Below are 24,277 nucleotides of genomic sequence, written 5' to 3' on the forward strand. Positions count from 1 at the left end.
GGCGCGCCTGCTGGAACTTCCCTTGTGAAAACCGACTCAAAACCCGCACATCGCCCGCGTGGCGGGCCGGGTTCTTGGCCGCACGCCTCATTGTTGAGATCCGCTCCGTGCTCATGGCCAAACACCTTCCACCTTTGCTATCGGGTAGCCAACCTCCCGAAACTGCACAAACCTTGCTGGCCCTGCTCCACGCCCAAGGCGAAGTCGCCCGCTTGAGTGAACGCGACCAGCTCTATAGCTCACTACTGGACAGCGTCAATGCCGTGCTGTGGGCTTTTGACTGGGAAACCCGTCAAGTGCTTTATGTCAGCCCCGCCTACGAGCGCATCTTCGGCCGCCCAGCCAGCCTGGTACTGGCCGACTACAACGAGTGGCGCGACAGCATCTATCCCGATGATCTGGACTTCGCCGAGCGTAGCCTGGCCCAGGTGCTGCTCAAAGGCGCCGTGGAGGACCGGGAGTACCGTATTCTCAACGCAAGCGGCCAGGTCCGCTGGCTGAGCGATAAGTGCTACATCAATCAACAGAGCGAAGGTGAGCGGGTCATCGTCGTTGGTATTGCCGAAGACATCACCGAAAAGAAGCAATTGGAAGGTGAACTGCAGCGCCTGGCTACCACCGATGTGCTGACCCAGAGCAGCAACCGCCGGCATTTCTTCGAGTGTGCCCGACAAGCGTTCGATCACGCCCGAGAGGACGGCACACCTTTGGCCTTTCTGCTGTTGGACATCGACGACTTCAAGCGTATCAACGACAGTTACGGCCATCAAGAAGGCGACCAGGTGCTCCAGCGCATCGCCGACAGCGGCAAAGCCGTTCTACGCCGGGGCGACCAGTTCGGGCGTATCGGGGGTGAGGAGTTCGCCGCCATCTTCCCAGGTTGCAATGCGCAAGCTGCCGAGCTGATTGCCGAGCGCCTGCAGCGAGAGGTCCAACGGCTGAGTTTCAGCCACGGCGAACAGACCTATAGCGTCACGGTAAGCCAAGGATTGACCGCCCTGACCGATCAAGACACCTCGCTGGACGACCTGTTCGCCCGTGCCGATGCCGCTATGTACCGCGCCAAACGGCAGGGCAAGAATCAGATCGTTCACGGCTAACGGCCCCGTGGCTGCCACGGTAGCTCAAACGTTGCTGGAGGCGTCCGGGTCGAGCGGCCCATCGGCATGGGGCTCCCCTTCAGGATTCGCCACCTTGCGTAACCGGCGCAGCTCTGGCAGGCCAACCTTGAGCAAGCGTGCCGTCTTGCTACTGGCAAGCTTCTCCAGGCCTTGCTCTGCCGGCAGCCGGGCGAGTTGCCCAGCCAGGTTCATGGCCAGGATCTCCCGAGAATACACACCACCGCCTAACTGGTAGATCGCTGCAATCAGCTCCCGCAGGCTCAGCGGCAGGCGCCAGCGGGTGCGCAAGGCCGAGCCGAATGCCGCACCGAACTCCTCCAGTGATAGTGTCACCCGCCCCTCGTCCAACTCGCCCCCGGCCAGGCGCCACTCCTGCAGGCAGCGCAACACCGCCAGATCACCCAGGCAATGCAGCAGGCCGGCGCAGTAGCAGCGCTCTTGCTCCAGCTCGAGCATGCGTGCCAGCGAGCGGGCGTATTCCGCGCAATGCAGTGACAAGTTCCAGTAATGCGTGGCGTGTTGTGTAAGCAAGGGGTCGCTCAGGCGCGCGCTGCGCTTGAGAGTAAGACCCAGGATCAAGTTCATGCTCTGAGTGCTGCCCAGCTTGTTCAGCGCCTGCAGCAGGGTCTGCACAGGCGCGTCACGGTGCAGGCTGGCGCTGTTGGCAGCGGCGATCAGCACCGCAGTGATCTGCGGATCGCCACGCACCTCTTCTTCGAGCACTTTGAGGTTGAGGCCTTGGGGGTTGAGCGCACGCTTGATAGCCAGTTGTACATCCGCGAACAAAGGACCGCCATCGGCACTGGCGCGGCGCTGCTCAAGGTAAGCCGGCAGCCTGGTGCCAGGCTGCAACGGTGGCACAGGGCAGGCCACCTGCTCACCTACTGCCAGCAACAGCTCTTCGAGGCTTTTGCGCAATTTATCGAGATTCAGCGGCTTGCTCAGGTAAGCCGTGGGGTGCAGTGGTAAGGCTTCGCGAACGCTGGCGCTGTCGCTGCGGTTGCTCATGAGAATGAACGGCAACCCCGGGCCTTTGACCCGCACCTTGCGCAGCAGGTCCAGGCCATCGACGCCGGCCAGCTCGCGGGCGGCGATGATCAGGTCAGGCTTGCTGGCCAGTGCCGCAAGAGCCTGAGTGCCGTCGGCGCAGACTTGCAAGCGGGCATCGCAGCGCACGCTGAGCAGCATCTCGCTCAACATTTCCCTTACCCAAGGGTCACCTTCGGCAATCAATACGCAAGGTGGGGTGGGGTCTGCAGCACTCATCAGCAACTCCTGAATATCCCTGACACGCAATCCGTTGCAGCTTCCAAGGCAAGTCCTCACACCACCATAGCGCTACAGGGCTTTTCTTGGCACAAAAAAAACCCGCCGAAGCGGGTTTTTTCATGAAGCGCGTCACATCAGGCGAGTTCAGCGAAGCACTCTTCGATGATGGCCAGGCCTTTGTCCAGCAGCGCGTCTTCGGCGGTCAGCGGAACCAGGATACGCAGGACGTTGCCGTAGGTGCCGCACGACAGCAGGATCAGGCCCTTGTCGCGCGCTTTGGCCACAACTTGGGCAACGGCAGCAGCGTTCGGGGTGTGGGTGCCCTTCTCGAACACTTCCACAGCGATCATCGAGCCCAGACCACGGACGTCACCAATGATCGGATGCTTTTCCTGGATCTTGCGCAGGCCAGTGGTGAGGTGCTCACCGACCGCCTTGCTGCGGTCCAGCAGTTTTTCTTCCTCGAACACCTGGATAACGGCCAAGGCAGCGGCGCAGGCGATCGGCGAACCGGCGTAGGTGCCGCCCAGGCCGCCCGGGGCGATAGCGTCCATGATTTCGGCCTTGCCGCACACACCGGCCAGCGGGAAGCCGCCAGCAATGGATTTGGCGAAGGTGGTCAGGTCAGGGGCAACACCCATCTGTTCCATGGCGAAGAAGGTGCCGGTACGGCCAGCGCCAGTCTGCACTTCGTCGGCGATCAGCAGAATGCCGTGTTTGTCGCACAGCTCGCGCAGGCGCTTCATCAGCTCTTTCGGCGCTGGCAGGAAGCCGCCTTCGCCTTGTACTGGCTCGAGGATGATCGCGGCGATGTCGCGTGGCTCGGCGTCGTTCTTGAAGATGCGCTCGACCGAAGCGATGGCGTCGTCAACGCTGATACCGTGCAGTTCGCTCGGGAACAGGGCGCGGAAGATGCCGCCTGGCATCAGGCCCATGCCTGCGGAGTACGGTACGACTTTGCCGGTCAGGCCCAGGGTCATCATGGTGCGGCCATGGTAACCGCCGGTGAAGGCGATCACGCCAGCACGGCCAGTGGCAGCACGGGCGATCTTGACGGCGTTTTCAACGGCTTCGGAGCCGGTGGAAACCAGCAGGGTCTTCTTGTCGAAGTCACCTGGAACCAGCTTGTTGATCTTTTCGCACAGCTCTACGTAAGGCTCGTACGCCAGCACCTGGAAGCAGGTGTGGCTGACCTTGGTCAGCTGCTCTTGCACCGCTGCAACCACTTTCGGGTGCAGGTGGCCAGTGTTCAGTACTGCGATGCCGCCGGCGAAGTCGATCAGTTCGCGGCCTTCAACGTCGATCACCGTGGAGTTCTTCGCGGATTCAACGAAGATTGGGTGAATCTGGCCAACGCCACGTGGGACGGCGGCTACACGACGTTGCATCAAGGATTCGTTGGTCTTGCTCATAATGCCCTCATTTGCGCCAATCAGCGGCGCTTTTATTCGGGGGTGGCTGGGAGTGCTCGCGAACAGTATTCGTTGATCGACTGCCGTGAACGCCCTGGCCACCAGGTGCTGCGATGTCAAAAAAGCCAGCGAGACGTCGCTCTCGCGCCCCGCTGGCAGAGGTAAAAGCTTTACCCGGCGATCAAACGCTGATGCACAGGTACTTGATTTCGAGGTAGTCCTCGATACCGTACTTGGAGCCTTCACGGCCCAGGCCCGAAGCCTTGATGCCGCCGAATGGCGCGACTTCGTTGGAGATCAGGCCGGTGTTGATACCCACCATGCCGTATTCCAGGGCCTCGGCAACACGGAACACACGGCTCATGTCACGGGCATAGAAGTACGAGGCCAGGCCGAACTCGGTGTCGTTGGACATGGCAATGACTTCGGCTTCGTCTTTGAAGCGGAACAGTGGCGCCAGTGGGCCGAAGGTCTCTTCTTTAGCCACTGCTGCGGTTTTCGGCACGTCGACCAGGATGGTCGGCTCGAAGAAGTTGCCTTCGATCAGCTTGCCACCGGACAGCACCTTGGCGCCTTTGCCAACGGCGTCTTCGATGTGCTCCTGAACCTTGGCTACAGCCTTGCCGTCGATCAGCGGGCCAGTGGTGGTGCCCTCTTCCAGGCCGTTACCGATCTTCAGTTTGGCCACTGCGGCAGCCAGCTTCTGGGCGAACGCGTCGTAGACGCCGTCCTGCACATAGATACGGTTGGCGCAAACGCAGGTCTGGCCGTTGTTGCGGTACTTGGAGATGATCGCGCCCTCGACCGCCTTGTCCAGGTCGGCGTCGTCGAACACGATGAACGGAGCGTTGCCACCCAGTTCCAGGGAAACTTTCTTGATGTCCTTGGCGCATTCTTGCATCAGCTGGCGACCAATTTCGGTCGAGCCGGTGAAGGACAGCTTACGTACCAGGGAGTTGCCGGTCAGTTCGCCGCCGACTTCACCAGCGCTGCCGGTGACCACGCTCAGCACGCCAGCCGGGATACCGGCACGGTTTGCCAGTTCGACCAGCGCCAGGGCCGAGTATGGGGTCTGCGAAGCAGGCTTGAGCACCATGGTGCAACCCGCAGCCAGGGCCGGGCCGGCTTTACGGGTGATCATGGCAGCCGGGAAGTTCCACGGGGTGATGGCCGCCGTAACGCCGATGGGCTGCTTGATGACGATCAGGCGCTTGTCTGGCTGGTGACCTGGGATGGTGTCACCATAAACGCGCTTGGCTTCTTCGGCGAACCACTCGATGAACGAGGCCGCGTAGGCGATTTCGCCTTTGGCTTCGGCCAGCGGCTTGCCTTGTTCGGTGGTCATCAGGCGAGCCAGGTCGTCCTGGTTTTCGATCATCAGTTCGAACCAGCGACGCAGCTTGGCCGAGCGCTCCTTGGCGGTCAGTGCACGCCAGGCCGGCAGGGCCTTGTCGGCGGCTTCGATGGCGCGGCGGGTTTCCGCAGTGCCCATCTTCGGCACGGTACCGATGACTTCACCTGTGGCCGGGTTGGTCACATTGATGGTCTGGCCGCTGTCCGCATCCAGCCACTCACCGTTGATGAAGGCTTGCTGGCGGAACAACTGAGCGTCTTTGAGCTGCATGTCGGCTTCCCGAATTGTTGATTGTATGAAAAGCGCCCAACGCAGGGCATCGAGCGTTTGAAATCTCAAACGAATGCTAAGCGGGTGCTGGGGTGTTGGACAATAGGCTGTTCAAAAAAAAGAACGAATGGTTGAACAGCCTGGCTAAAAGTGCAGCACTTTGCAAAGCGGCAACTGACCTGTTCGCGGGTGAACCGGCCTGCACAGGTCATGCATAGCCATGTGATAGCCGATGGAGCAAAAGGCTTGTTGCGCTGTGCAGACCATTGGGAGCTAAGGCAGCTGTTACAGGCTGGGGCCGATCTCAACCCCGTGCTGACCCGTAGGTTTACCCGCGAAGGGCCGATAGAGGTTAGCCGATGCCGCTCAAGTAGAGGTGACGGGAGGACCGACGGCCCTCTCGTAGCGAATCAATCAGAAGATGTGCATTGGGGGCATGGGTCTGTTTGATGATTGATGACGTGTGATACCCAGTTGTGGCCAGCGGGTAAGCGACACTTAGTGCCCCGACAGATACGGATATCGCATATGAGCCAGACAGTTTCTGCAAGACACCCGCTGCGTCGGAAAAACGGCCGTAGATCAAGGCGATGGACGTCGTCGAATCAGATGGGTATCATGCGTGCGCGTTGCACTCGTAGCTCAGCTGGATAGAGTACTGCCCTCCGAAGGCAGGGGTCGTGGGTTCGAATCCCGCCGAGTGCGCCATATCCCTTTCAAAGCCCACCTTGCGTGGGCTTTGTCGTTTCACGCCCTTCCCCACTCTCGTTATTCCATTTCGCGATGCAAAACGGTGCCTTGGATGCTGCCGGCTTTACCTCGCCAAAACCCTTTGCTTACAATAGTGGCATTATGCCTCATCCTGTACACGGATAGTCGCGCGGTTACCCATACCCTCCAGGGAATTAGGAATGAAAACGATGCTGAAACATTGTCTGGCCTTGACCATCGCCGCCACATTGGTGGGCTGCCAGGCGACGGGTGAGCAATACCAATCCGATGTTTTCGATGCTAGCCAGGTCAACACCCAGCAAGAAGCCAAGACAGTGAAAATCATCACTGTCTCGCCTACCAAGATCAAAGTCAGCAACGAGAAGAACCAGAAAGCCGCCATGATGGTCGGCGGCGTGCTGGGCGCGCTGGGTGGCGCTGCGCTGGGTGCGGGCCACAACAAGGACACCGCGATCATTGGTGGCGTGGCAGGCGGTGGCGCGGGTGCCCTGGCCGGCTCGCTGGTCAGCGACACTTCGCTGGTGCCGGGCGTGCTGATCGGTTACTCGGAGAACGGCAAGATCTACACCTCGGCTCAAGTGGGCCGCCCGTGCGATTACGAAGTGGGTGGTATTTCCCTGATGGTGATGACCCTCTCCAATGAGACCCGCATCCAGCCGAATGCGACCTGCCCAGATCCGAAAAAGAGCTGAGGCCTGAGCACATGAAGCAATTTGTTCTGGGCACCGCCCTGGCACTCTCTGCTGCCACTGCGGTGGCGGGCCAGTTCGATCAGCTTTATCAGATCGAACAACAAACCAAACAATCCCAAGCCGCGCTGGAAGCAGAACGCCTACGCCAGGCCGCCGCTGCCCAGCAACGCGCCGAGGCTCGCGACGCTGCCGCCCGTCAACAGCGTGCAGCTGCCCAGCGTGCCGCGGCCCAACGTGCCGCCGAGCAACAGCAGGCCCAGGCTGCCGAGCGCAAGCGCGTGCTAACACGGGAAGAGGCCTACGAGGATGACCTGCGCGCACTGGAGCTGGAAGAACGCCGCCTGGCCTTGCAAGCCAAAAAAGCCAAGGTCGCCCGTGCCAACGACTACATCGATGCCGAACTTCGCGACAGCGCCGCACGCACCGATGTGATTCAGTCCAATGCCGACTCCGCCCGCAACGTTACTTCAGGGGCCAAGTCTTTTCTCGAAGACACCGGCAAGGCGCAAGTCAAACGCGCTGGTGGTCTGTTCGGCGAGTAACCATCCCGTGGCATCGCCAGCCCACGGGTTGGCGATGCTCGTTGCAGAGAATCCAACATGCTACGTCTGATAGTAGTGGCCAGTGCTGGCCTGGTGCTGGGCGGCTGCCTGCAGGAAGAAGCCAAGTTCCCGTCGGTCGACCTACACGGCCGCTTAGTCGTCGATCAAGAAATGACCGCGTCTCGCCAGGCGCAGGGTATCCAGGGCGAATACTTCAAACGCGTCCTAAGCGTGAACGGCCAGGACATGGCGTTCAATGACTTCGTCCAGCAATACTGCCCCGACAGCAATACCCGTAATGAAACCTGCATCAAGGCCTTGCGGATCAAGAAGATCGACGATGTCAGCGGTGCGACCAGGTTCCTTCCCAACGGGTTGTGATGATCGCTCGCAGACTGCTAAAAGGCCCCGGCAACCGCCGGGGCCTTTTCATTGGTCTGCCCACATCGTACTCATGGGCCACTTGGCACTACCGATGACGTTTTTCAATCGACTCCATGCCGTTTCCTGCATTGCCGTGCAGGCCGGCGTGCCGGATGCTTTATTTACTCAAGGAGCTCATTTTTCCCACCTGCAGAGGCCTGTATGAAGACCGTCGAACAAATCCTCAAGACCAAGTCCCAGCACCAGACCGTGTACACCATCGGCCCGGATGACTCGGTGCTCGACGCGTTGAAACTGCTGGCGGAGAAAAATATCGGTGCACTGCCTGTGGTGGAAGACAATCTGGTCGTGGGCATCGTCAGCGAGCGGGACTATGCGCGCAAGCTGGTACTCAAGGGCCGGTCCTCAGCCGCCACCCCCGTACGCGAGATCATGAGCGCGCCGGTGATCACCGTCGAGCCGAAGAAAAGCCTGGATTACTGCATGCAGCAAATGACCGACCGTCACCTGCGCCACCTGCCGGTGGTTGAAAATGGCCAGCTCCTTGGCCTGCTGTCCATCGGCGACTTGGTCAAAGAAACCATCGCCGAGCAAGCCAACCTCATCCAACAACTGGAGCAATACATCCGCGGCGAATGATTTCGGCTCAGTGGTAGGCGCGCTCCAGCTCGTCCAGCTGATGGTCGAAGCTGCGCAGGCGCGCCGACCAGGTGTACACCAAGACCTCCAAGTCACGATTGAGCACGGCAGTATTGCCGTAGCCATTGCTCGAAGGCTCGCACAGATCCAGCTGATAACGCTCGCGCGCCATGGCGGTGGCTACGCTGGAAAGGTCACGGGCGTTGGCCAGCCAGTGGTGGTGATGGTCATGGATTTCGCGGTCCAGGGTCCGGCACTGACGCTTGAGGGCATCCAGGCTCTGCTCCAGAGGCGTGCCCTTGAGCTCGCCCATGACCTCCTCGAAGGTGCGCCCGGAGTGCCAGTAGCTGCCCCAGAAATAACGATCGAACACCGTCTCGACGCGGCGCAATGCAACCTTGGTGTTCCAAATGGTAAGCAGCGTTCGGCCCTGGATCACTTCACGCTTGTTCAAGTGCAATTGCTGCCAGGCAATCCAGGCCAGCGCTACCAGCGCGGCAGCGGCCGTCACCGCCCCTGCCGCATAGAGAAACTGCGTCGCCTGATACATATGCTGGGCATGGCGAATGCCAAAGAAGTAACCGGCCGTCAGGGTGCCCAGGATGGTCACGGAGCACCAGAAGGCTGGTGCATAGGGATCTTTCATCACGCTATCCCCTATTGTTTTTCCTGAGCATAGCAACGGCCAATCACTCGTCAGGTGCCGCTCGGCACTTTATTTTTTGGGGCGGCGCAACGCCTCGTTGAGTTGATCGAAAGGCACTGCCCAATCACCATCTTCGAGGATGCTTTCTTTCAGGAAGGCGCGCTGGGATTCACTCCAGAACGGGGCATCCACAAGTTTGGTTTCATTCTTCAAAGGTGAATGGCTGGTGATGAACTGATCGATGCTCTGCGGATCATCAGGCAGGCCCAGTTGCTGGAACAGTTCGGCGAATGAATGAATCGGTGCGTCCATGGTTCCTCCTGTGAGCCGGGCTGGCCGTCGATGACGCAGACCCGGCAATGGCTTGCGGTACCCCTGAGTGGCACTGCTTCATGCTCAAATGGATTGGGTGATCACAGTCACCCGACTCCAGATAGACATCGCCCTGGCGGATAAGACTCGCAACAAAAGGAGGATGGGCAAGCAAAAGTAGCCAGGGCTGTAAACCAGCCCCGGCATTCGATCAGATGGGCGCGCGACGCAAAGTGGCGAGGAAGGTCGCCGCGCCGATGAACAAACCGGCGAAGGTACGGTTCAGACGCTTTTGCTGCCTGGGGGTACGCAGCAGGCGCAACACCCGCGCTGCCAGGCCGGTATAGCCGGCCATGACCAGCATGTCTACGCTGACCATGGTTACGGTAATGGCAATGTACTGCGGCAACAGCGCTGCGTGTGGATTGATGAACTGCGGCAAAACAGCCAGCATGAATACCAGCGCCTTGGGATTGCTGACGTTGACCAGAAAACCGCGGAACATCAGGCTCAACGGCTTGCCGATCGGCCGTACCGCTGATTCGTCAGTCATGTCCATGGGTAGCGCGCGCCATTGCTTGTAGGCCAGGTAGACCAGATAGGCGACACCGAACCACTTGATGACATGGAAAGCGGTGGCAGAAGCGGCAAGGATCGCACCCACGCCGGCGGCAATCACAGCGATCTGCACGACCAGGCCTAGCTGCAAGCCCAGGGCATTCCAGTAACCGCGCCAGAACCCGTATTGCAACCCACTGGACATCGAAGCAATCGCTCCGGCACCCGGCGAAAGGCTGATCACCCAACACGCGGCAAAGAACCCCAGCCACACTTCCATCGACATCACACACCTCGCTCAACATTTGTTGCAAAACAGTAAGCTAAGGGGTTGGCGAAAAAATAACCAGCGAATTCTGCTTGAGTGATGGCACCGGCACTGACCCTCGTGGGAGCGGGTCACCCACGAAATGGCCAGGACGGTGCCACCCATGCATCAGGACAACGCTTCGAGCTCAGCCTGCATGCTTTCCAGCGTTTCCAAAGCCTCCATCCAAGCCTCCTCCAGCTCGCCCTCGCGCTGTTTGAGCTTGGTCTGACGAGCCAGCAGCTCACGCAATTCATCCTTGCGCGCCGCTTCGTAAACGCCCCCGTCACCCAGCGCAGCCTCCACCTCGGCCAATTGGCCATGCACTTGGTTAAGCTCGGCCTCCAGTTTGTCGGCCGCCTTCTTGTGCGGCGCCAACTGCTGGCGCAAAGCTGCTGCAGCCTGACGCTGGGCTTTCTTGTCGGTCTTGTCCGGGTTGGGCGGGGCACTGCTGGTTGGCGCGCTGCGCTGACGGTACTCGACCAGCCAGCGGCTATAGTCGTCCAGGTCGCCATCGAAGGGCTCGACCTTGCCATCAGCCACGAGCAGGAAGTCGTCGGTGGTGCTTTTGAGCAGGTGACGGTCGTGGGAAACCACCACCACGGCACCGGCAAATTCTTGCAGAGCCATGGTCAGCGCCATGCGCATTTCCAGGTCCAGGTGGTTGGTCGGCTCGTCGAGCAGCAGCAGGTTAGGCCGCTCCCAGGCGATCAGCGCCAGGGCCAACCTGGCTTTTTCGCCACCGGAGAAATTGACCACCGGCTCGTCGACACGGTCGCCATGGAAGTCGAAACCGCCGAGGAAGTCGCGCAATGTCTGTTCGCGCTCGGTCGGCGCGATGCGCTGCAGGTGCAACAGCGGGCTGGCTTTGTCGTCCAGAGAATCGAGCTGGTGCTGAGCGAAGTAGCCAACGGCCAGGTTCTCGCCACGTACCAGGCGGCCCGACAGCGGCTCAAGCTCGCCAGCCAGGTTTTTGATCAGGGTCGACTTGCCGGCGCCATTGGGGCCGAGCAGGCCGATTCGGGCACCCGGTACCAGCTGCAGCTTGACCTTGTCGAGAATCGCCTTGTCACCATAGCCCAGGCGGCCCTCGGACAGGCTCAGCAACGGGCTGGAGATTTTCTGCGACTCGCGGAAGACGAAGTCGAACGGTGAATCGACATGCGCCGCCGACAGCTCTTCCATGCGCTCCAGGGCCTTGATGCGGCTTTGCGCCTGGCGTGCTTTGGTGGCCTGGGCCTTGAAGCGGGCGATGTACTTTTCCATGTGCGCGCGCTGCGCCTGCTGCTTCTCGTAGGCTTGCTGCTGCTGCGCCAGACGCTCGGCGCGGGTACGCTCGAAGGCGGTGTAGCCGCCCTTGTACAGGTTGAGCTTACGTTGCTCGACATGCAGCACATGGTCGACCACGGCATCCAGGAAATCGCGATCGTGAGAAATCAGCAGCAGGGTCCCTGGGTAGCCCTTGAGCCAGTCTTCCAGCCACAGAATCGCATCGAGGTCCAGGTGGTTGGTGGGCTCGTCGAGCAGCAGCAAGTCAGACGGGCACATCAGCGCCTGGGCCAGGTTCAGGCGCATCCGCCAGCCACCGGAGAAATCGCCGACGCGGCGGTCCATCTGCTCGTTGGTGAAGCCCAGCCCAGCGAGCAACTTACGCGCGCGGGCATCGGCGGTGTAGCCGTCGGCGACCTCCAGCTCACTGTGCAGGCGTGCCAGGGCAGTGCCATCGTGGGCGTGTTCAGCCACGGCAAGTTCCGCTTGCACCTTGCGCAGGCGGGCATCGCCGTCGAGCACATAGTCCACGGCCAGGCGCTCGAGGGTATCGACCTCCTGACGCATGTGAGCAATGCGCCAGTCAGCGGGCAACTGGCAATCGCCGGCATCGGGCGAAAGCTCACCGCGCAGCAGCGCGAACAGGCTGGATTTTCCGGCGCCGTTGGCACCGATCAGGCCGGCCTTGTGACCGGCGTGCAGGGTCATCTCGGCGCCTTCTAGCAAGCGCTGCGGACCACGCTGTAAAGTGAGGTTGGATAGTCTGATCATAGTGGTCGCGGAGTCTACCAGCTTCCTCGGCCCACAGCGTGAGTGGAATGATGCACACCGACCTGTGGAAACACGCCCTGGCGCTGTACGAACGCCCGGGTGTCGAAACGGCCTGCCTTGATGTGCAGGCAATGGGGGGCGATGTTTGCCTGCTACTCTGCGCCACCTGGCTACAGGCGCGTGAAGTGGCTTTCAGTGAACAGCGCGCTCAGGCGCTGCGGGCAATTGCCGAGCCCTGGCAAACAGCCGTGGTAGAACCGTTACGCCATTTGCGCCAGCAATGGCGCACGCCCGCTCAGCACGACCCATTGCTGGCGACATTGCGTGCACAGGTGAAGGGCCTGGAGTTACAAGCAGAACAAACGCTGCTTGAACGGCTGCAGAACTGCGCAAAGCAATGGCCTACAGGCGCCAGTGAAACGGCGAGTGATTGGCTGCACCGGCTAGCGCCGGAGCAGGCTCGCGGCCATGACGCGCTCAACACGTTGCGCGTCGCGGCCGCGGGGCTTCAGGACGCTGAAGAAGACGGCTGAACTGGGGTGCTGCTTGGCGCCGATGAGCTGGCCGACGGAGTCGATGGCTCATTGTTGGCGGGCGCAGCCGGCTTGGCGTCGGCAGGTTTTGCCGAAGTGGATCTTGCTGGCGCTTTCGCGGCAGGTTTTGCTGCTGGCTTGGCGGCGGCTCGCTTAGCCGCTGCTGGCTTGGCCGCTGTTTTGGCAGGCGCCTTGGTTGCTGCGGGTTTAGCTGTTGGCTTGGCGGCGGCAGTTTTCGCAGCCGGTTTGGCGGCGGCTGGCTTGGCCGCTGCTGACTTGGCCGCTGCTGGCTTGGCTGCTGTTTTGGCAGGTGCCTTGGTTGCTGCGGGTTTAGCTACTGGCTTGGCGGCGGCGGTTTTCGCAGCCGGTTTGGCGGCGGCTGGCTTGGCTGCTGCAGACTGGGAAGTAGTGGTCTTGGCAGCCGTTTTGGATGCAGCGGCGCGGGTCGGTGTTTTGGCTGCAGCTGGCTTGGCAGGAGCCTTTGCAGCGACCCGGCTCGCAGGTTTGCCAGCCGCTGGTTTCGCGGCCTTGTCAGCCACTGCACGCTTGTCCAGCGCCTTGCCAGCCGCTTCGCGCACCTTACCGACACCTTGGGCCAGTTTCAGGCTTTCCTGGGCATCGCGTTTTAGCTGTTGGATATAAGCTCGGGTCTGGGTCTGACGATCCTTGAGCGAGTCGAGCAAGGTTTCAAGCTCAGTAATAGCCTTTTGCGCCTTGCTTTGTGCCTTGGCTTTACCTGCCTTGGCTGAATCCTGCAACTTCAAGCGCCCGTTGTGCAGTTTTTCCTGGGCTTTGCCACGTTGCTTTTCCAACTTGGCCAGCAGTTTCTCTGCATCAGCCAGCGCTTGCGAGCAGGCCTCTTCCAAATGTTCGAGCAAGCTGCCCGAAAGTTGCTGGAGCAGGTGTAACGGCGTGCTTACTGGCTTCTTTTTAGCCGACATGGTTTACCTCCTGGCTGACGAGATTGCGGCTCATACTATGCTTGTGCTGCTACCGCCGCTAGGGCATGTTGACAGTATTGTGTGTGCCGCGTTGCATGCCTGGGCAAAGTTGTCATTTTGCAGCTGCGTGCAAGTGTAGTTGCTTAACAAAAGGTTGCTGATATTCACGCATATCGGCTGAATAAGACTGGCATACTCCACGGCTTGTCGAGCTGGAGTTGCCCATGTCGCGCTACCTTGTATTCAGCCTTTGCCTGATGGCGCCTTTAGCCTTGGCGACCACCAATACTGCGCCTGCCAATGATCGAGATCTGGCCTACAGTCTCGGCGCCAGCTTGGGTGAGCGCCTGCGCCAGGAGGTGCCTGGCCTGCAACTGGATGCACTGGTCGAAGGGCTGCGTGACGCGTACCAGGGCCAACCACTAAAGCTTGACCAAGCTACGATGCAGACCATCCTCCAACAGCATGAGGAGCAGGCCTACACAGCTGCTGAGCAAGCCAATGCAGCAAAACTGCAAGCCGTTGAGACCCGTTTCATGGCCAACGAGCGCGCCCGAGCGGGCGTGCACGAGTTGCCTGAGGGAGTGCTGTACACCGAGTTGAAGGCGGGTACCGGCGCGCAACCGCAACCCCATGGCAAGGTCCAGGTACGTTACGTGGGTAGGTTGCCCGACGGCACGGTATTCGATCAGAACCAGCAACCGCAGTGGTTCAGCCTGGACTCGGTAATTGAAGGGTGGCAGGTGGCACTGCCACACATGAAAGCGGGTTCGAGCTGGCGTGTGGTCATACCCTCGGCCCAAGCCTACGGTGCCGAGGGGGCCGGCGACTTGATCGCGCCCTACACGCCGCTGGTGTTCGAAATCGACTTGCTGGCCGTCGGCGGCTGAGGCCCGCCGTCAGGCCTCGACCGCGCCCTCTTCCTTGTGCGCGTTATGCAGCACTTCGATGAGGCAATCTTCGAGTTCGAAACGCTCGTGCAACAGGCTGCCCAACTTGCCGAGTTTCTCGGCGAAGCGTTCGGTGTCCTTGCACTCGCCCTTCTCGCAATGGTCATTGAAGGCCAGGGCGATCTGGGTAATGTCGCTGATCCGCGGGCTGATCTCGTCGGCCAGTTTCAGCGCTTTCTCATCGCCGAACGCCTTGGCCTCGGTGACTAGCTGCTCACTGACTTCAAAGTGCCAGGCGGACACATAGTCGACCAGCACCGCACAGAAATCGCGGTTCTTGTCTTTGTCGGCAAACGCCGGCTTGGCGTCGCGCAAGGTGCGGAAAGCCTGGATCAGTTCCTTTCGCTCCTCGAGCCAACGGTCGATCAGCTTGTGAACCCCACCCCAGCGTTCCTGGGCGTTCTGACAACTATCGAGCATGGCGATCTCTTCCCTTCTGGCCTTCTGGGTAGATGCCCCTGCGCCTCGCACCACGACCATGCAGCACAAAGTGACATCAGCAGGACGACATCGGGCAGTTGTATTCTCGGTATGCGTGCTGGGAGATTATTCCCGCGCGTGCTTGGCATCAAGGTACGCAGCAGACTAAGTTCATACAAGTGTTTAATGGCCGGCTTCACCACCATTGGTCGTGCGAAGGCTGATCGGCGCGCGGCAGGTCAGGGATGACCGAGCGAGCGAAAGCGAAAGGCGAGCAGGCAGCTCAAGGGGACCGCCGCCAGCAGGAGAAAGGCGAGCAAACTCCACTCTGGCAAGGTCAGGTCGAGAAAGCTCCAGGCCAACGAGCTGCAATCGGGGCCGCCGAGCAGGAGCTGGCGGGCAGCCTCACGCCAGGACAGTTCGAACATGCGCCCTATTGGCAGCCAGCACATCGGGCTCGCATCGACCGAGCCCTGCACCCACACATGCCGCGCTGCAAGTGCGGCACCGCCGAATGCGCACAACAGCGCGGTTTGAGCGTAGCGCCTGACCCCGGTAGTACCAGGCGCGTGCACTGCCGCACAGAGGCACACCAATGCGTACATGCCCAGCAATACACGCTGGCTGAAACATAAAGCGCAAGGTACGAGCCCAAGCACACTTTCGAGATAGAAAGAAGCGCCCAACACTGCCAACGAGGCAAGGCATACCGGAATGAACAGTGCGCGCAGACTGGCCAACGACATGGGCAGTAGAAATCCCGGAAAAGTTGTAGTGGCTTGGAACGGTAGAGGAAAATCCGGGGTTGTTTCAAGGCGCTACTGGAATGAGAAGTCCCTATATGAGCGGGGAAGTTTCCACTTGGCTTGTAGGAAACTTCTCAGGGAAGGTTGCGAAATTAACTTTCCACTAGAAAGGAGTCACCCGCCCACATGAGCCCGCGCGCCACGCGGGCTCATGGAGCACTCAGGCCCGCTCGCTCTCGGGCAATGGCAGCGCCAAAAGGCGCTCATCAAGCAAGCCCAAACCTTCTTGAAACAGCTGATTACTGCGTTCGGTTTCGCCCAAGCTGGCCAACAGGCGCGCAAGCTCGGCGCAAGCTTCTGGATTACGCTCCATGCGCAGGCTGCTCTCGAGATAATCGCGTGCTTTGCCCCACAAACGGTTCTGCAGGCTCAGCCGACCAAGCGTGAGCAAAAGGCTTGGGTCTTGCGGATGTTCTTTCAACCAGCCCTCTGCAGCCTGCAACTGCCGCGAAGGGTCATCGCCGCGTACCAGGCCATACAAGCGCGCAAGGTGGCTTTCGTAGTTGCGCTTGAGCGCGGTACGCAGCACCTGCTCGGCTTCACCTTGAGCACCCAGCTGGCGCAACTGTTCCGCATAGGCCAGCACCAGCTGCGGCTCCTGGCGCTGGGCTGCGGTCAATTGCTGCCAGGCGCGCTCGAGTGCCTGGCGCGAGGCTTGCAAATCCTCGCCTCGGGTGGTGGCCAGGCCAAGGTTCTGGCCCCATGCCCGCTTCTCCAACGCGGCGAGCTCATCGACCGGGAGTACCTTGCCCTTGCGCAGATCGGGCAGCAGACGAATCAACGCCGACCAGTCACCACGCTCCAGGTGCAGGCGCTGCAACAGGCGCAACACCTGGGCGTTATGAGGATGGCGCTCGTTCATGGCCATCAACGTCTCTAATGCAGCATCGTGCTCGCCTCGGTCCATCTGCAATTGCGCGTGGGTCAGTGCAATGGCCAGCTCGGCCTGGGGCTGGCGCTCCAGCGCACGCTCCAGCAGGTTGTCGCTGTCCTCCTTACGCCCCAGCTCATTGGCTGCACGAGCGGCGCCAAGGTAATAAAGCAATGGCTGGCGCTCGGCCTCGGCAGCACGGTGCAGGTGACGCTGCGCACTGGCCCAGCGACCCTCGGCCAGGTCCAGTTGGCCTTGTTCGATGGCGATTCGCACCCTTCGGCTGCGGTTGCGCCGCGACCATGGGTTGACCACGCCACTTGAGGTCAGCAGCAATCCAACCAGGTAGCGCAGCAGCAACAGCAGCAGGATCACGCCAGCCAAGGCCGCGAGCGCAGCCCACAGCCCGGACTGATAACGGAAGCTCCCATAGCTGATCAGCACATAACCCGTATGCTTGGCCACTGCGATGCCCAAGGCTGCAGCGACCACGATCGCCAGCACGGCCAGCAGGTAGACACGCTTCATGGTTTGCTCCCTTGCGCCTCGGCAGGCAGATGGCGGCGCTGGATATAGGCCTGCACCGCCGCCAGGCTTTCGCTCAGGTCCGGGGTGACTACCGATACCGGCTGATCGGCCAACGCGTTGAGGCTGTCGAGCATCGCCTTGCTTTGCGGGTTGTCTGCGTTGAAGTTGGCCAGCAGCACGCTGCGCGCATCATCCAAAGCCTGGGTATAGACCTTGGCTTCGCCGTTGAGGGCAGCCCACTGGGCCTGCTCAAGGGTCAGGCTCAAAGCCAGTCGCAGCTGGTTCAACTGCTGCCCGGCCAGCAAAGGCCGCACATTGTCGTCAGCATTGAAGTCGATCTGGAAGTACTTGGAAATTTCCGACCACCACTGGGACAGGCGGCTAGCCACATCGCCGTCGCTGCTCAGCGCGCCGAGCGCGTTGGCATTGCTGGTGAACTCCGGGGATTGGGCGCTCAGTTGCTGCACCAGGTCGCGCTGGGCGGCAAGCTTGAGGAACAGGCCGGTGCGGTCGGGTTGTTCGGTGCTATTGAGCGTAGCCAGGCTACGCGCCAGTTCCTCGCGAGCGGCAAATGCACCCGGGTCGCTCTGTTCGCGCAGGATTTGGTCGGCACCTTCGACCAGCGCTTTGGCACTAGTGATGTCCTGCAACGCCGACAAGCGCAGGGTCGCCAGGCGCAGTAGATGTTCAGCTTCGGCCAAACGCCACTCTTTGCGGCTTTCGCCCAGCACGGTTTCCAAGCGCTGGCTCAGACGTTGCTGATCGCCCTGCAGTTGCGCCACCAAACGGCGACGGTCTTCCAGTTCGCTGGCTGCCGGCAGGCTCGCCAGCTGCGCGCTGATCTGCTGCTCGCGCTGCTGCAGCGCTACGGCGCGCTGGTCAAGCGTTTCGATGTGCTGGCCCTGGTTCAGGGCGCTGCTTTGAAGGTGGCGCACCTGCCAGACACCCCAACCACCGGCGGCTAGCCCAGCGGCACCCAGCAACAGCGCTAGCACGGCCAGACCATTGCCAGAGCGCTTGACGGGCTTGTCGGTGAAAGGTTGCGCCGGCTCCTGCGCCGACGGCTGATCATTGTTGGACAAGACAGTTTCGCTCACGTATCCATCCTTCGCATGGGGGCGCTTCGCGCTAGTTCGAAGCGCCTTGAGAGGCAGGTGCAACACTACGCTGCACCGCTGCCAGCAAAGCCGTGGCGCTCGCGCCATGGCAATCCACAACCTTTAGGGCACCAGCGGCCCGGGCCTGCTCCGCGACCCGCGGGCTCGGCACGAACAACGGCAGGCTGGCCAGCTGCGGCCAATCGGTGGCGGCCAGCTGCTGCAGATGTTCAAGACCCTGCCCACTGCTGACCACCAGGCCATTGAGGCGTTCCGCTTCAATGCGTCGCATCAGCGTACCGGCCGGGTACTCCGGCAGGCAGCGACGATACAGTTCCAGATAATCGACACTAGCACCTTGCTCTGCAAGACGCTCGGCGAGCAGTTCACGACCTCCCACGCCTCGAACGATCAGCACACGCGCCTGAGGCACGCTGATGGCCTGGTGCAAGGCCGCAAGCTTGAGCAATGCTTCGCTGTCGTCACCTTCGGTAGGGAACGACACCCGAAGCCCGGCGCCCTGCAAGACGGCTGCCGTGGCCTGCCCCACGGTAAACCAGGCTGCCACGGGCGCCTGCCGGCCAGCTCGCTGCAACTGCTCAAGCAATAGGCGCGCAGCGGGCTTGCTGACCACAATGATGGCTTGGTACTGCGCCAGCCCGGCCAATTGGCGCAGGGGGCCGTCTGCCAAGGTAACGGGCTCGATGGCCAGCAACGGCAAGCAACTGCTGGCCACACCCGCGCAGGCCAGCTGCTGCGCCAGTACCGCGCAGTCCTCTTCAGGCCGGGTCAGCAGCAGGCGCCAGGGGCTCACGGATGCCCGGCCTCACCGTAGACCTCTTCGAGGATGGCTTGCGCGCCCTGCCCCAGAAGATCTTCGGCAACCTGCACACCCAGGCGTTGCGCAGCTTCGCGCGGCGCGCGCGCCTCAGCCATCAGCAGAGTGCCGCCACTGGGCTGGCCGACCATGCCGCGCAGCCACAGCTGATCACCTTCAAGCACCGCGTAACAGGCGATCGGCACCTGACAGCCGCCATTGAGGCGTTTGTTCAAGGCGCGCTCGGCGACCACGCGGTCGGCGGTATCTGCATGGTGCAGTGGCGCCAGCAATTGATGAATTTCGCTGTCCGCGCTGCGGCACTCGATACCCACTGCGCCCTGGCCGCCGGCTGGCAGGCTGTCGTCGACGCCCATGCTGGCAGTGATGCGGTCCTCGAAACCAAGGCGGATCAGACCTGCCGCCGCGAGGATGATGGCGTCGTACTCACCGGCATCGAGCTTGGCCAGGCGAGTGTTGACGTTACCGCGCAGGAAGTGGATTTTCAGGTCCGGCCGACGGGCCAGCAACTGCGCCTGGCGGCGCAAGCTGGAAGTGCCGACGATGCTACCGGCGGGCAAAGCCGCAAGGCTGGCATAGTTGTTCGAAACGAAGGCATCGCGCGGGTCTTCGCGCTCGCAGATGCAGTACAGCCCCAGGCCGTCGGGGAAGTCCATGGGCACATCCTTCATCGAATGCACCGCGATGTCGGCTTCATTGTCCAGCAGGGCGGTTTCCAGCTCCTTGACGAAAAGGCCCTTGCCGCCGATTTTCGCCAGCGGTGCATCGAGCAGCTTGTCGCCGCGGCTGACCATCGGCACCAGGGTCACCAGCAGCCCGGGGTGGGCCTGCTCAAGGCGGGCTTTGACGTATTCGGCCTGCCACAGGGCCAAGGCACTTTTACGGGTGGCAATGCGGATTTCGCGAGTGGACATGAAACGCCCCGATCCAAAGAAATGCCGCTGATGATAACAGCATCATCGGCATCGCTAGCAGATGTGGGTCAGGAACCTGTCGAGACCTGTAGCGGCGGGCGCGACAGCGCAGCCTCAAAGGGACTGCATCATTTTGCGCACGCCCGCCACATGCCGACGGCTAACGGTCAGCGCATCACCGTCCAAGCCCTTGAGGAACAACTGAAAATGCCCCAGGGGTGTGCGTTGCAGGCGCTCGATGCGCTCACGGGCTACCAATGCGTTACGGTGGATACGCACGAAACGGTCGCCGAATTCGTCCTCCAAAGCCTTGAGCGGCTCATCCAGCAATACCTCGCCGGTTTCGTGACGCAAGGTGACGTATTTGTGATCGGCTATGAAATAAATGACTTGTGGCAATGGAATCAGCTCGATCCCTTTGCGCGTGCGGGCACTGATATGGCTGCGCGGGCTGCCACCCTCGCTGCCAGGCCGAGTCAGTGCTGCCAACTGGGCACGGTTGGGTTTATCGGCCTTGCGCAGTGCATCGCGCAGGGCCTGAGGCTGAATCGGCTTGGTCACGTTGCTGAGGGTGCTGTCTTTGAACGCCTCGGCGCCGTATTCATCGTCACCGGTACAGAACACCACCGAAGGGGGCGACTCGCGCTCGCAGAGGCGAGCGGCGACCTGCAGGCCATCCAGGCCTGGCATGCCGATGTCCAGCAGCACCACATCCGGCTTGAGGCTTTCGATCAGCGCCAGGGCCTCTTCGCCATTCGTGGCGCTGGGCTCCAGCACGGTGTACCCCTCCAGTTCAGCGATCATGCGTGTAAGGCGGTCACGGGCTTGGGGTTCATCATCAACGATCAGGACATTCATAATTGCTCTGGATTCCTGAGTGAGTCTCGCACAGGTATAGCGTAGACAAGAGCAGGTCGAGCGACGCTGCGGTCACGCTCTAGACCTGTACGAAGGCCAAAGATTCACTGAGCCGGCAGAAACGCTGCCAGTCCTCTGTCCAACTGTAGACGGTCCATGGAACACTGCCGTTCAATCGGTGAATATCGTCGTGTGCGACCTTGGGGTGTGTTTTGCAACGGTTTCTGTCGACCGACGCCCTGCGGCGCAAGGCCCAACCCTGCTATCATCGGCGCCACTTTTTCGTTCACGCCTGCAATGAGTGAATCCATGAGCACCGACAAGACCAATCAGTCCTGGGGCGGCCGCTTCAGTGAACCCGTCGACGCCTTCGTCGCCCGTTTCACCGCCTCGGTCGACTTCGACAAGCGCCTGTACCGCCACGACATCATGGGTTCGATCGCCCACGCCAGCATGCTGGCGCAGGTCGGCGTACTGAGCGATGCCGAACGCGACACCATCATCGATGGCCTGAAAACCATTCAGGGTGAAATCGAGGCCGGCAGTTTCGACTGGCGCGTCGACCTTGAAGACGTACACATGAACATCGAAGCGCGCCTGACCGACCGCATCGGTATCACCGGCAAGAAGCTGCACACCGGCCGCAGCCGCAACGACCAGGTGGCCACCGATATCCGTCTGTGGCTGCGTGACGAGATCGACCTGATCCTTGCCGAAATCACCCGCCTGCAGCAGGGCCTGCTGGAGCAGGCCGAGCGTGAAGCCGAAACCATCATGCCTGGGTTCACGCACCTGCAAACCGCCCAGCCGGTGACTTTCGGCCACCACCTGCTGGCCTGGTTCGAAATGCTCAGCCGCGACTACGAGCGCCTGGTGGACTGCCGCAAGCGCACCAACCGCATGCCTCTGGGCAGTGCCGCACTGGCCGGTACCACCTACCCGATCAACCGTGAGCTGACCTGCCAGCTGCTGGGCTTCGAAGCCGTGGCCGGCAACTCGCTGGACGGCGTTTCGGATCGTGACTTCGCCATTGAGTTCTGCGCTGCCGCCAGCGTGGCGATGATGCACCTGTCGCGCTTCTCCGAAGAGCTGGTGCTGTGGACCAGCGCCCAATTCCAGTTCATCGACCTGCCTGATCGCTTCTGCACCGGCAGCTCGATCATGCCGCAGAAAAAGAACCCCGACGTACCTGAACTGGTGCGCGGCAAGAGCGGCCGAGTGTTCGGCGCGCTGACCGGGCTGTTGACCCTGATGAAAGGCCAGCCACTGGCCTACAACAAGGACAACCAGGAAGACAAAGAGCCACTGTTCGACGCTGCCGACACGCTGCGCGACTCGCTGCGCGCCTTCGCCGACATGATCCCGGCGATTAAGCCCAAGCATGCGGTCATGCGCGAAGCGGCCCTGCGCGGCTTCTCGACCGCCACTGACCTGGCCGACTACCTGGTCCGTCGTGGCCTGCCGTTCCGTGATTGCCACGAAATCGTCGGCCATGCCGTGAAGTATGGCGTGGACACCGGCAAAGACCTGGCCGAAATGAGCCTGGACGAGCTGCGCCAGTTCAGCGACCAGATCGAGCAGGACGTGTTCGCCGTGCTGACGCTGGAAGGCTCGGTGAACGCGCGTGACCACATCGGTGGTACCGCCCCGGCCCAGGTTCGCGCTGCGGTCGCGCGCGGCAAGGCGCTGCTGGCTTCGCGCTGACGCCTATCGCCAGCGCGTGCTCTGGATCGCCGGTGAAGCCTTTACAGCGAAGGCTTCACCGGCGACGGCTTGCGCTGAGCCCTCAGCGTTTACCGCTGCGGATCATTTCCATGAAGGCTGGCATCGCAGCCTCCTTATCCGCCACGATCCGCGCCATGTGCGGGTTCTCGCCCATCAGCTGCAGCAACGCCTTGGCCTGGGGGAAGTCCGCCAGCAGGTCGATGCCCAGTACCTTCTTGCCCACTGCGCACGCAAGGTCCACCGAGAAGCAGAACATCAGGTCGGCCAGGGTCAGCTGTTCACCCGCCACGTAAGGCGCGAAGCGACCATTGCGCTTGAGGGTGGCGAACCCGGCCAGCAATTCGGTGCGCGCACGCTCCTTGATCAGCGGCTCCACCGCCATGCCGAAGAACGACTCGGCATAGCAGGTACGTGCTGGCAACTCGATATACAGTTCGATTTCTTTAAGCAGCTCGCGCACTTTGGCCTGGCTGAACGGGTCGCTTGGCAGCAGCGCTTTACCTGGTTGGGTCTGCTCGATGTAGTCGAGGATGACGCTGGTTTCGCTGATAAAGCCGTGCTCGGTTTCCAGCACTGGCACCTTGCCGCGCGGGCTGACATCCAGCGCATGCGGCGCTTGCCCGCCGTAGAACGTGACCTCTTCAAAAGGCACGCCTTTCTCCAGCAAGGCCAGCTTGACCATGTTGTAGTAGTTGCTGACCGAGAATCCGTGAAGCTTGAGCATGGGGTTACAGCCTCCAGGCCGTGTGGGAATGGCCCGGCTGTTATAGACCGTCTACCGTTGCCTGACCAGCGTCATGCACACGGTCGATGACCGGGCATTGCCAGCGAAGGCATGGCAAACTGTCCCTCCCACCCAAGGAGTACCGCCATGAGCGAACATGACGAAATCGACAACGACGACGAAGCCTTCGCCGAGGCGACCCTGACCGAAGCCATCGAGAACCAGATCGAAAGCGGTGAACCGCCGGCCGCCAAGGCCACGTTCAACAAACTGACGCTGGTGGGCTACGAGCGCGAAGACATTCTCAACCTCATGGCCCACGTGCTGGCCATCGAAATCGACAACATGCTCAAGGAAGATCGCCCATTCAACGGCCAGTGGTACGAAGACGCCCTTCGCGCCTTGCCCGAGCTGCCGCCTGAGGCAGATCAAGGCGACGACGCATAACCCGACTACACTCCAGGGTCAGGCACCGCTGGCGGTGCCGCCATCCTTGTCTGGAAGTCAGGAGTCGCCATGTCCTTCACCCCCGAACTGATCGCCGAAATGGAAGTGCTCGCCCTGTTCAACCTGGACAGCAACCAAGAAGGGATCAAGATCCACGCAAACGCCTCCCCCACCCTGGTTGCCGCCGCGCAACGCCTGTATGACAAGCAGGTGACCGATCAGCCTGACGGTGGCTACCTTACAAGCCTTGGGCATGATGCGGCAGAAAGCGTGCAACTGCTGCTCAACATCCTCAAGGCACCGCAGCCGGCCTGAACCCATGCTGCCCTCTTCGCGCAACGCTGCGC

At 61.3% G+C, this 24,277-nt stretch carries 26 protein-coding genes and 1 tRNA gene; 11 read left to right on the forward strand and 16 right to left on the reverse strand.

Going from position 1 to position 24,277, the window contains the following annotated elements; translation table 11 throughout:
• The first annotated feature begins 113 nt into the window (after positions 1-113).
• Positions 114-1,100 carry a sensor domain-containing diguanylate cyclase gene (locus ACK59H_RS16245; RefSeq protein ID WP_060478686.1) on the forward strand — a complete coding sequence of 329 codons (987 nt, stop codon included), beginning with the start codon at positions 114-116 and terminating at the stop codon, positions 1,098-1,100.
• 24 nt (positions 1,101-1,124) lie between these two features.
• Here ACK59H_RS16245 and ACK59H_RS16250 read toward each other — a convergent pair whose 3' ends face one another.
• The 3 genes from ACK59H_RS16250 to gabD all read right to left on the reverse strand — a co-directional run bounded on the left by ACK59H_RS16250 (position 1,125) and on the right by gabD (position 5,426).
• Positions 1,125-2,387, reverse strand: coding sequence for a response regulator (locus ACK59H_RS16250; protein ID WP_060478685.1), 1,263 nt, complete (start codon positions 2,385-2,387; stop codon positions 1,125-1,127).
• Between the two features lie 137 nt (positions 2,388-2,524).
• The gene (gabT, locus tag ACK59H_RS16255) at positions 2,525-3,802 is read right to left on the reverse strand and encodes a 4-aminobutyrate--2-oxoglutarate transaminase (protein WP_060478684.1); all 1,278 of its coding nucleotides are present in this window, start codon (positions 3,800-3,802) and stop codon (positions 2,525-2,527) included.
• Positions 3,803-3,983: 181 nt separating this feature from the next.
• On the reverse strand, positions 3,984-5,426 hold the full coding sequence (gabD, locus tag ACK59H_RS16260; protein WP_060478683.1) for an NADP-dependent succinate-semialdehyde dehydrogenase: 1,443 nt from the start codon (positions 5,424-5,426) through the stop codon (positions 3,984-3,986).
• Positions 5,427-6,057: 631 nt separating this feature from the next.
• Here gabD and ACK59H_RS16265 point away from each other — a divergent pair.
• The 5 genes from ACK59H_RS16265 (at position 6,058) to ACK59H_RS16285 (ending at position 8,415) form a co-directional block, all read left to right on the forward strand.
• Positions 6,058-6,134, forward strand: a tRNA-Arg gene (locus ACK59H_RS16265).
• A gap of 212 nt (positions 6,135-6,346) precedes the next feature.
• Positions 6,347-6,850: a hypothetical protein gene (locus ACK59H_RS16270; RefSeq protein WP_060478682.1), complete on the forward strand. Its 504-nt coding sequence runs from the start codon at positions 6,347-6,349 to the stop codon at positions 6,848-6,850.
• A gap of 11 nt (positions 6,851-6,861) precedes the next feature.
• Positions 6,862-7,392, forward strand: a complete 531-nt coding sequence (locus ACK59H_RS16275) for a DUF5384 family protein (RefSeq protein ID WP_060478681.1) — start codon at positions 6,862-6,864, stop codon at positions 7,390-7,392.
• A 57-nt stretch (positions 7,393-7,449) separates the two neighbouring features.
• Positions 7,450-7,773, forward strand: coding sequence for a hypothetical protein (locus ACK59H_RS16280; RefSeq protein WP_060478680.1), 324 nt, complete (start codon positions 7,450-7,452; stop codon positions 7,771-7,773).
• Positions 7,774-7,977: 204 nt separating this feature from the next.
• A complete protein-coding gene (locus tag ACK59H_RS16285) occupies positions 7,978-8,415 on the forward strand; it encodes a CBS domain-containing protein (protein WP_060478679.1) in 438 nt (145 codons plus the stop codon).
• A 7-nt stretch (positions 8,416-8,422) separates the two neighbouring features.
• Here ACK59H_RS16285 and ACK59H_RS16290 read toward each other — a convergent pair whose 3' ends face one another.
• From ACK59H_RS16290 to abc-f, 4 genes are all read right to left on the reverse strand, one after another.
• Positions 8,423-9,061 carry a hypothetical protein gene (locus ACK59H_RS16290; protein WP_060478678.1) on the reverse strand — a complete coding sequence of 213 codons (639 nt, stop codon included), beginning with the start codon at positions 9,059-9,061 and terminating at the stop codon, positions 8,423-8,425.
• A gap of 69 nt (positions 9,062-9,130) precedes the next feature.
• Positions 9,131-9,373, reverse strand: a complete 243-nt coding sequence (locus ACK59H_RS16295) for a DUF2789 domain-containing protein (RefSeq protein WP_060478677.1) — start codon at positions 9,371-9,373, stop codon at positions 9,131-9,133.
• Between the two features lie 211 nt (positions 9,374-9,584).
• Positions 9,585-10,217 carry a LysE family transporter gene (locus ACK59H_RS16300; protein ID WP_060478676.1) on the reverse strand — a complete coding sequence of 211 codons (633 nt, stop codon included), beginning with the start codon at positions 10,215-10,217 and terminating at the stop codon, positions 9,585-9,587.
• Positions 10,218-10,367: 150 nt separating this feature from the next.
• Positions 10,368-12,278, reverse strand: a complete 1,911-nt coding sequence (abc-f, locus tag ACK59H_RS16305; protein ID WP_409264633.1) for a ribosomal protection-like ABC-F family protein — start codon at positions 12,276-12,278, stop codon at positions 10,368-10,370.
• Positions 12,279-12,328: 50 nt separating this feature from the next.
• On the opposite strand from abc-f, the gene ACK59H_RS16310 reads away from it, so the two are divergent.
• The gene (locus ACK59H_RS16310) at positions 12,329-12,811 is read left to right on the forward strand and encodes a TIGR02444 family protein (RefSeq protein WP_060478674.1); all 483 of its coding nucleotides are present in this window, start codon (positions 12,329-12,331) and stop codon (positions 12,809-12,811) included.
• On the opposite strand, the gene ACK59H_RS16315 is transcribed toward ACK59H_RS16310, so the two are convergent.
• Complete coding sequence (locus ACK59H_RS16315) at positions 12,787-13,752, reverse strand: AlgP family protein (protein ID WP_060478673.1); 966 nt, start codon at positions 13,750-13,752, stop codon at positions 12,787-12,789. The genes ACK59H_RS16310 and ACK59H_RS16315 overlap by 25 nt on opposite strands.
• Before the next feature lie 224 nt (positions 13,753-13,976).
• Between ACK59H_RS16315 and ACK59H_RS16320 the strand changes: the two genes are divergently transcribed.
• Complete coding sequence (locus tag ACK59H_RS16320; RefSeq protein ID WP_060478672.1) at positions 13,977-14,642, forward strand: FKBP-type peptidyl-prolyl cis-trans isomerase; 666 nt, start codon at positions 13,977-13,979, stop codon at positions 14,640-14,642.
• Between the two features lie 9 nt (positions 14,643-14,651).
• On the opposite strand, the gene ACK59H_RS16325 is transcribed toward ACK59H_RS16320, so the two are convergent.
• The 7 genes from ACK59H_RS16325 to ACK59H_RS16355 all read right to left on the reverse strand — a co-directional run bounded on the left by ACK59H_RS16325 (position 14,652) and on the right by ACK59H_RS16355 (position 21,034).
• Positions 14,652-15,122, reverse strand: coding sequence for an Rsd/AlgQ family anti-sigma factor (locus tag ACK59H_RS16325; protein ID WP_060478671.1), 471 nt, complete (start codon positions 15,120-15,122; stop codon positions 14,652-14,654).
• Positions 15,123-15,361: 239 nt separating this feature from the next.
• Entirely contained in the window at positions 15,362-15,868 is a 507-nt protein-coding gene (locus ACK59H_RS16330) for a disulfide bond formation protein B (protein ID WP_186478349.1), read from the reverse strand.
• 220 nt (positions 15,869-16,088) lie between these two features.
• Entirely contained in the window at positions 16,089-17,327 is a 1,239-nt protein-coding gene (locus ACK59H_RS16335) for a heme biosynthesis HemY N-terminal domain-containing protein (RefSeq protein WP_060478669.1), read from the reverse strand.
• A complete protein-coding gene (locus ACK59H_RS16340) occupies positions 17,324-18,424 on the reverse strand; it encodes a uroporphyrinogen-III C-methyltransferase (RefSeq protein ID WP_060478668.1) in 1,101 nt (366 codons plus the stop codon). Before ACK59H_RS16340 ends, ACK59H_RS16335 begins: the two co-directional genes overlap by 4 nt.
• 31 nt (positions 18,425-18,455) lie before the next feature.
• Positions 18,456-19,238, reverse strand: a complete 783-nt coding sequence (locus ACK59H_RS16345) for a uroporphyrinogen-III synthase (protein WP_060478667.1) — start codon at positions 19,236-19,238, stop codon at positions 18,456-18,458.
• Positions 19,235-20,176 carry a hydroxymethylbilane synthase gene (gene hemC, locus ACK59H_RS16350; protein WP_060478666.1) on the reverse strand — a complete coding sequence of 314 codons (942 nt, stop codon included), beginning with the start codon at positions 20,174-20,176 and terminating at the stop codon, positions 19,235-19,237. Before hemC ends, ACK59H_RS16345 begins: the two co-directional genes overlap by 4 nt.
• A 114-nt stretch (positions 20,177-20,290) precedes the next feature.
• Positions 20,291-21,034, reverse strand: a complete 744-nt coding sequence (locus ACK59H_RS16355; protein WP_060478665.1) for a LytTR family DNA-binding domain-containing protein — start codon at positions 21,032-21,034, stop codon at positions 20,291-20,293.
• A gap of 309 nt (positions 21,035-21,343) precedes the next feature.
• Between ACK59H_RS16355 and argH the strand changes: the two genes are divergently transcribed.
• A complete protein-coding gene (gene argH, locus ACK59H_RS16360; RefSeq protein ID WP_060478664.1) occupies positions 21,344-22,738 on the forward strand; it encodes an argininosuccinate lyase in 1,395 nt (464 codons plus the stop codon).
• 82 nt (positions 22,739-22,820) lie between these two features.
• On the opposite strand, the gene ACK59H_RS16365 is transcribed toward argH, so the two are convergent.
• The gene (locus ACK59H_RS16365) at positions 22,821-23,483 is read right to left on the reverse strand and encodes a glutathione S-transferase (protein ID WP_060478663.1); all 663 of its coding nucleotides are present in this window, start codon (positions 23,481-23,483) and stop codon (positions 22,821-22,823) included.
• Positions 23,484-23,630: 147 nt separating this feature from the next.
• Between ACK59H_RS16365 and ACK59H_RS16370 the strand changes: the two genes are divergently transcribed.
• Together ACK59H_RS16370 and ACK59H_RS16375 are read left to right on the forward strand one after the other, a co-directional pair.
• On the forward strand, positions 23,631-23,930 hold the full coding sequence (locus tag ACK59H_RS16370) for a hypothetical protein (protein ID WP_060478662.1): 300 nt from the start codon (positions 23,631-23,633) through the stop codon (positions 23,928-23,930).
• 69 nt (positions 23,931-23,999) lie between these two features.
• Entirely contained in the window at positions 24,000-24,245 is a 246-nt protein-coding gene (locus tag ACK59H_RS16375) for a TIGR02647 family protein (RefSeq protein WP_060478661.1), read from the forward strand.
• Positions 24,246-24,277 lie beyond the last annotated feature (32 nt).

Source organism: Pseudomonas sp. KCJK9000 (genome assembly GCF_046230725.1).
Lineage (GTDB): Bacteria > Pseudomonadota > Gammaproteobacteria > Pseudomonadales > Pseudomonadaceae > Aquipseudomonas > Aquipseudomonas promysalinigenes.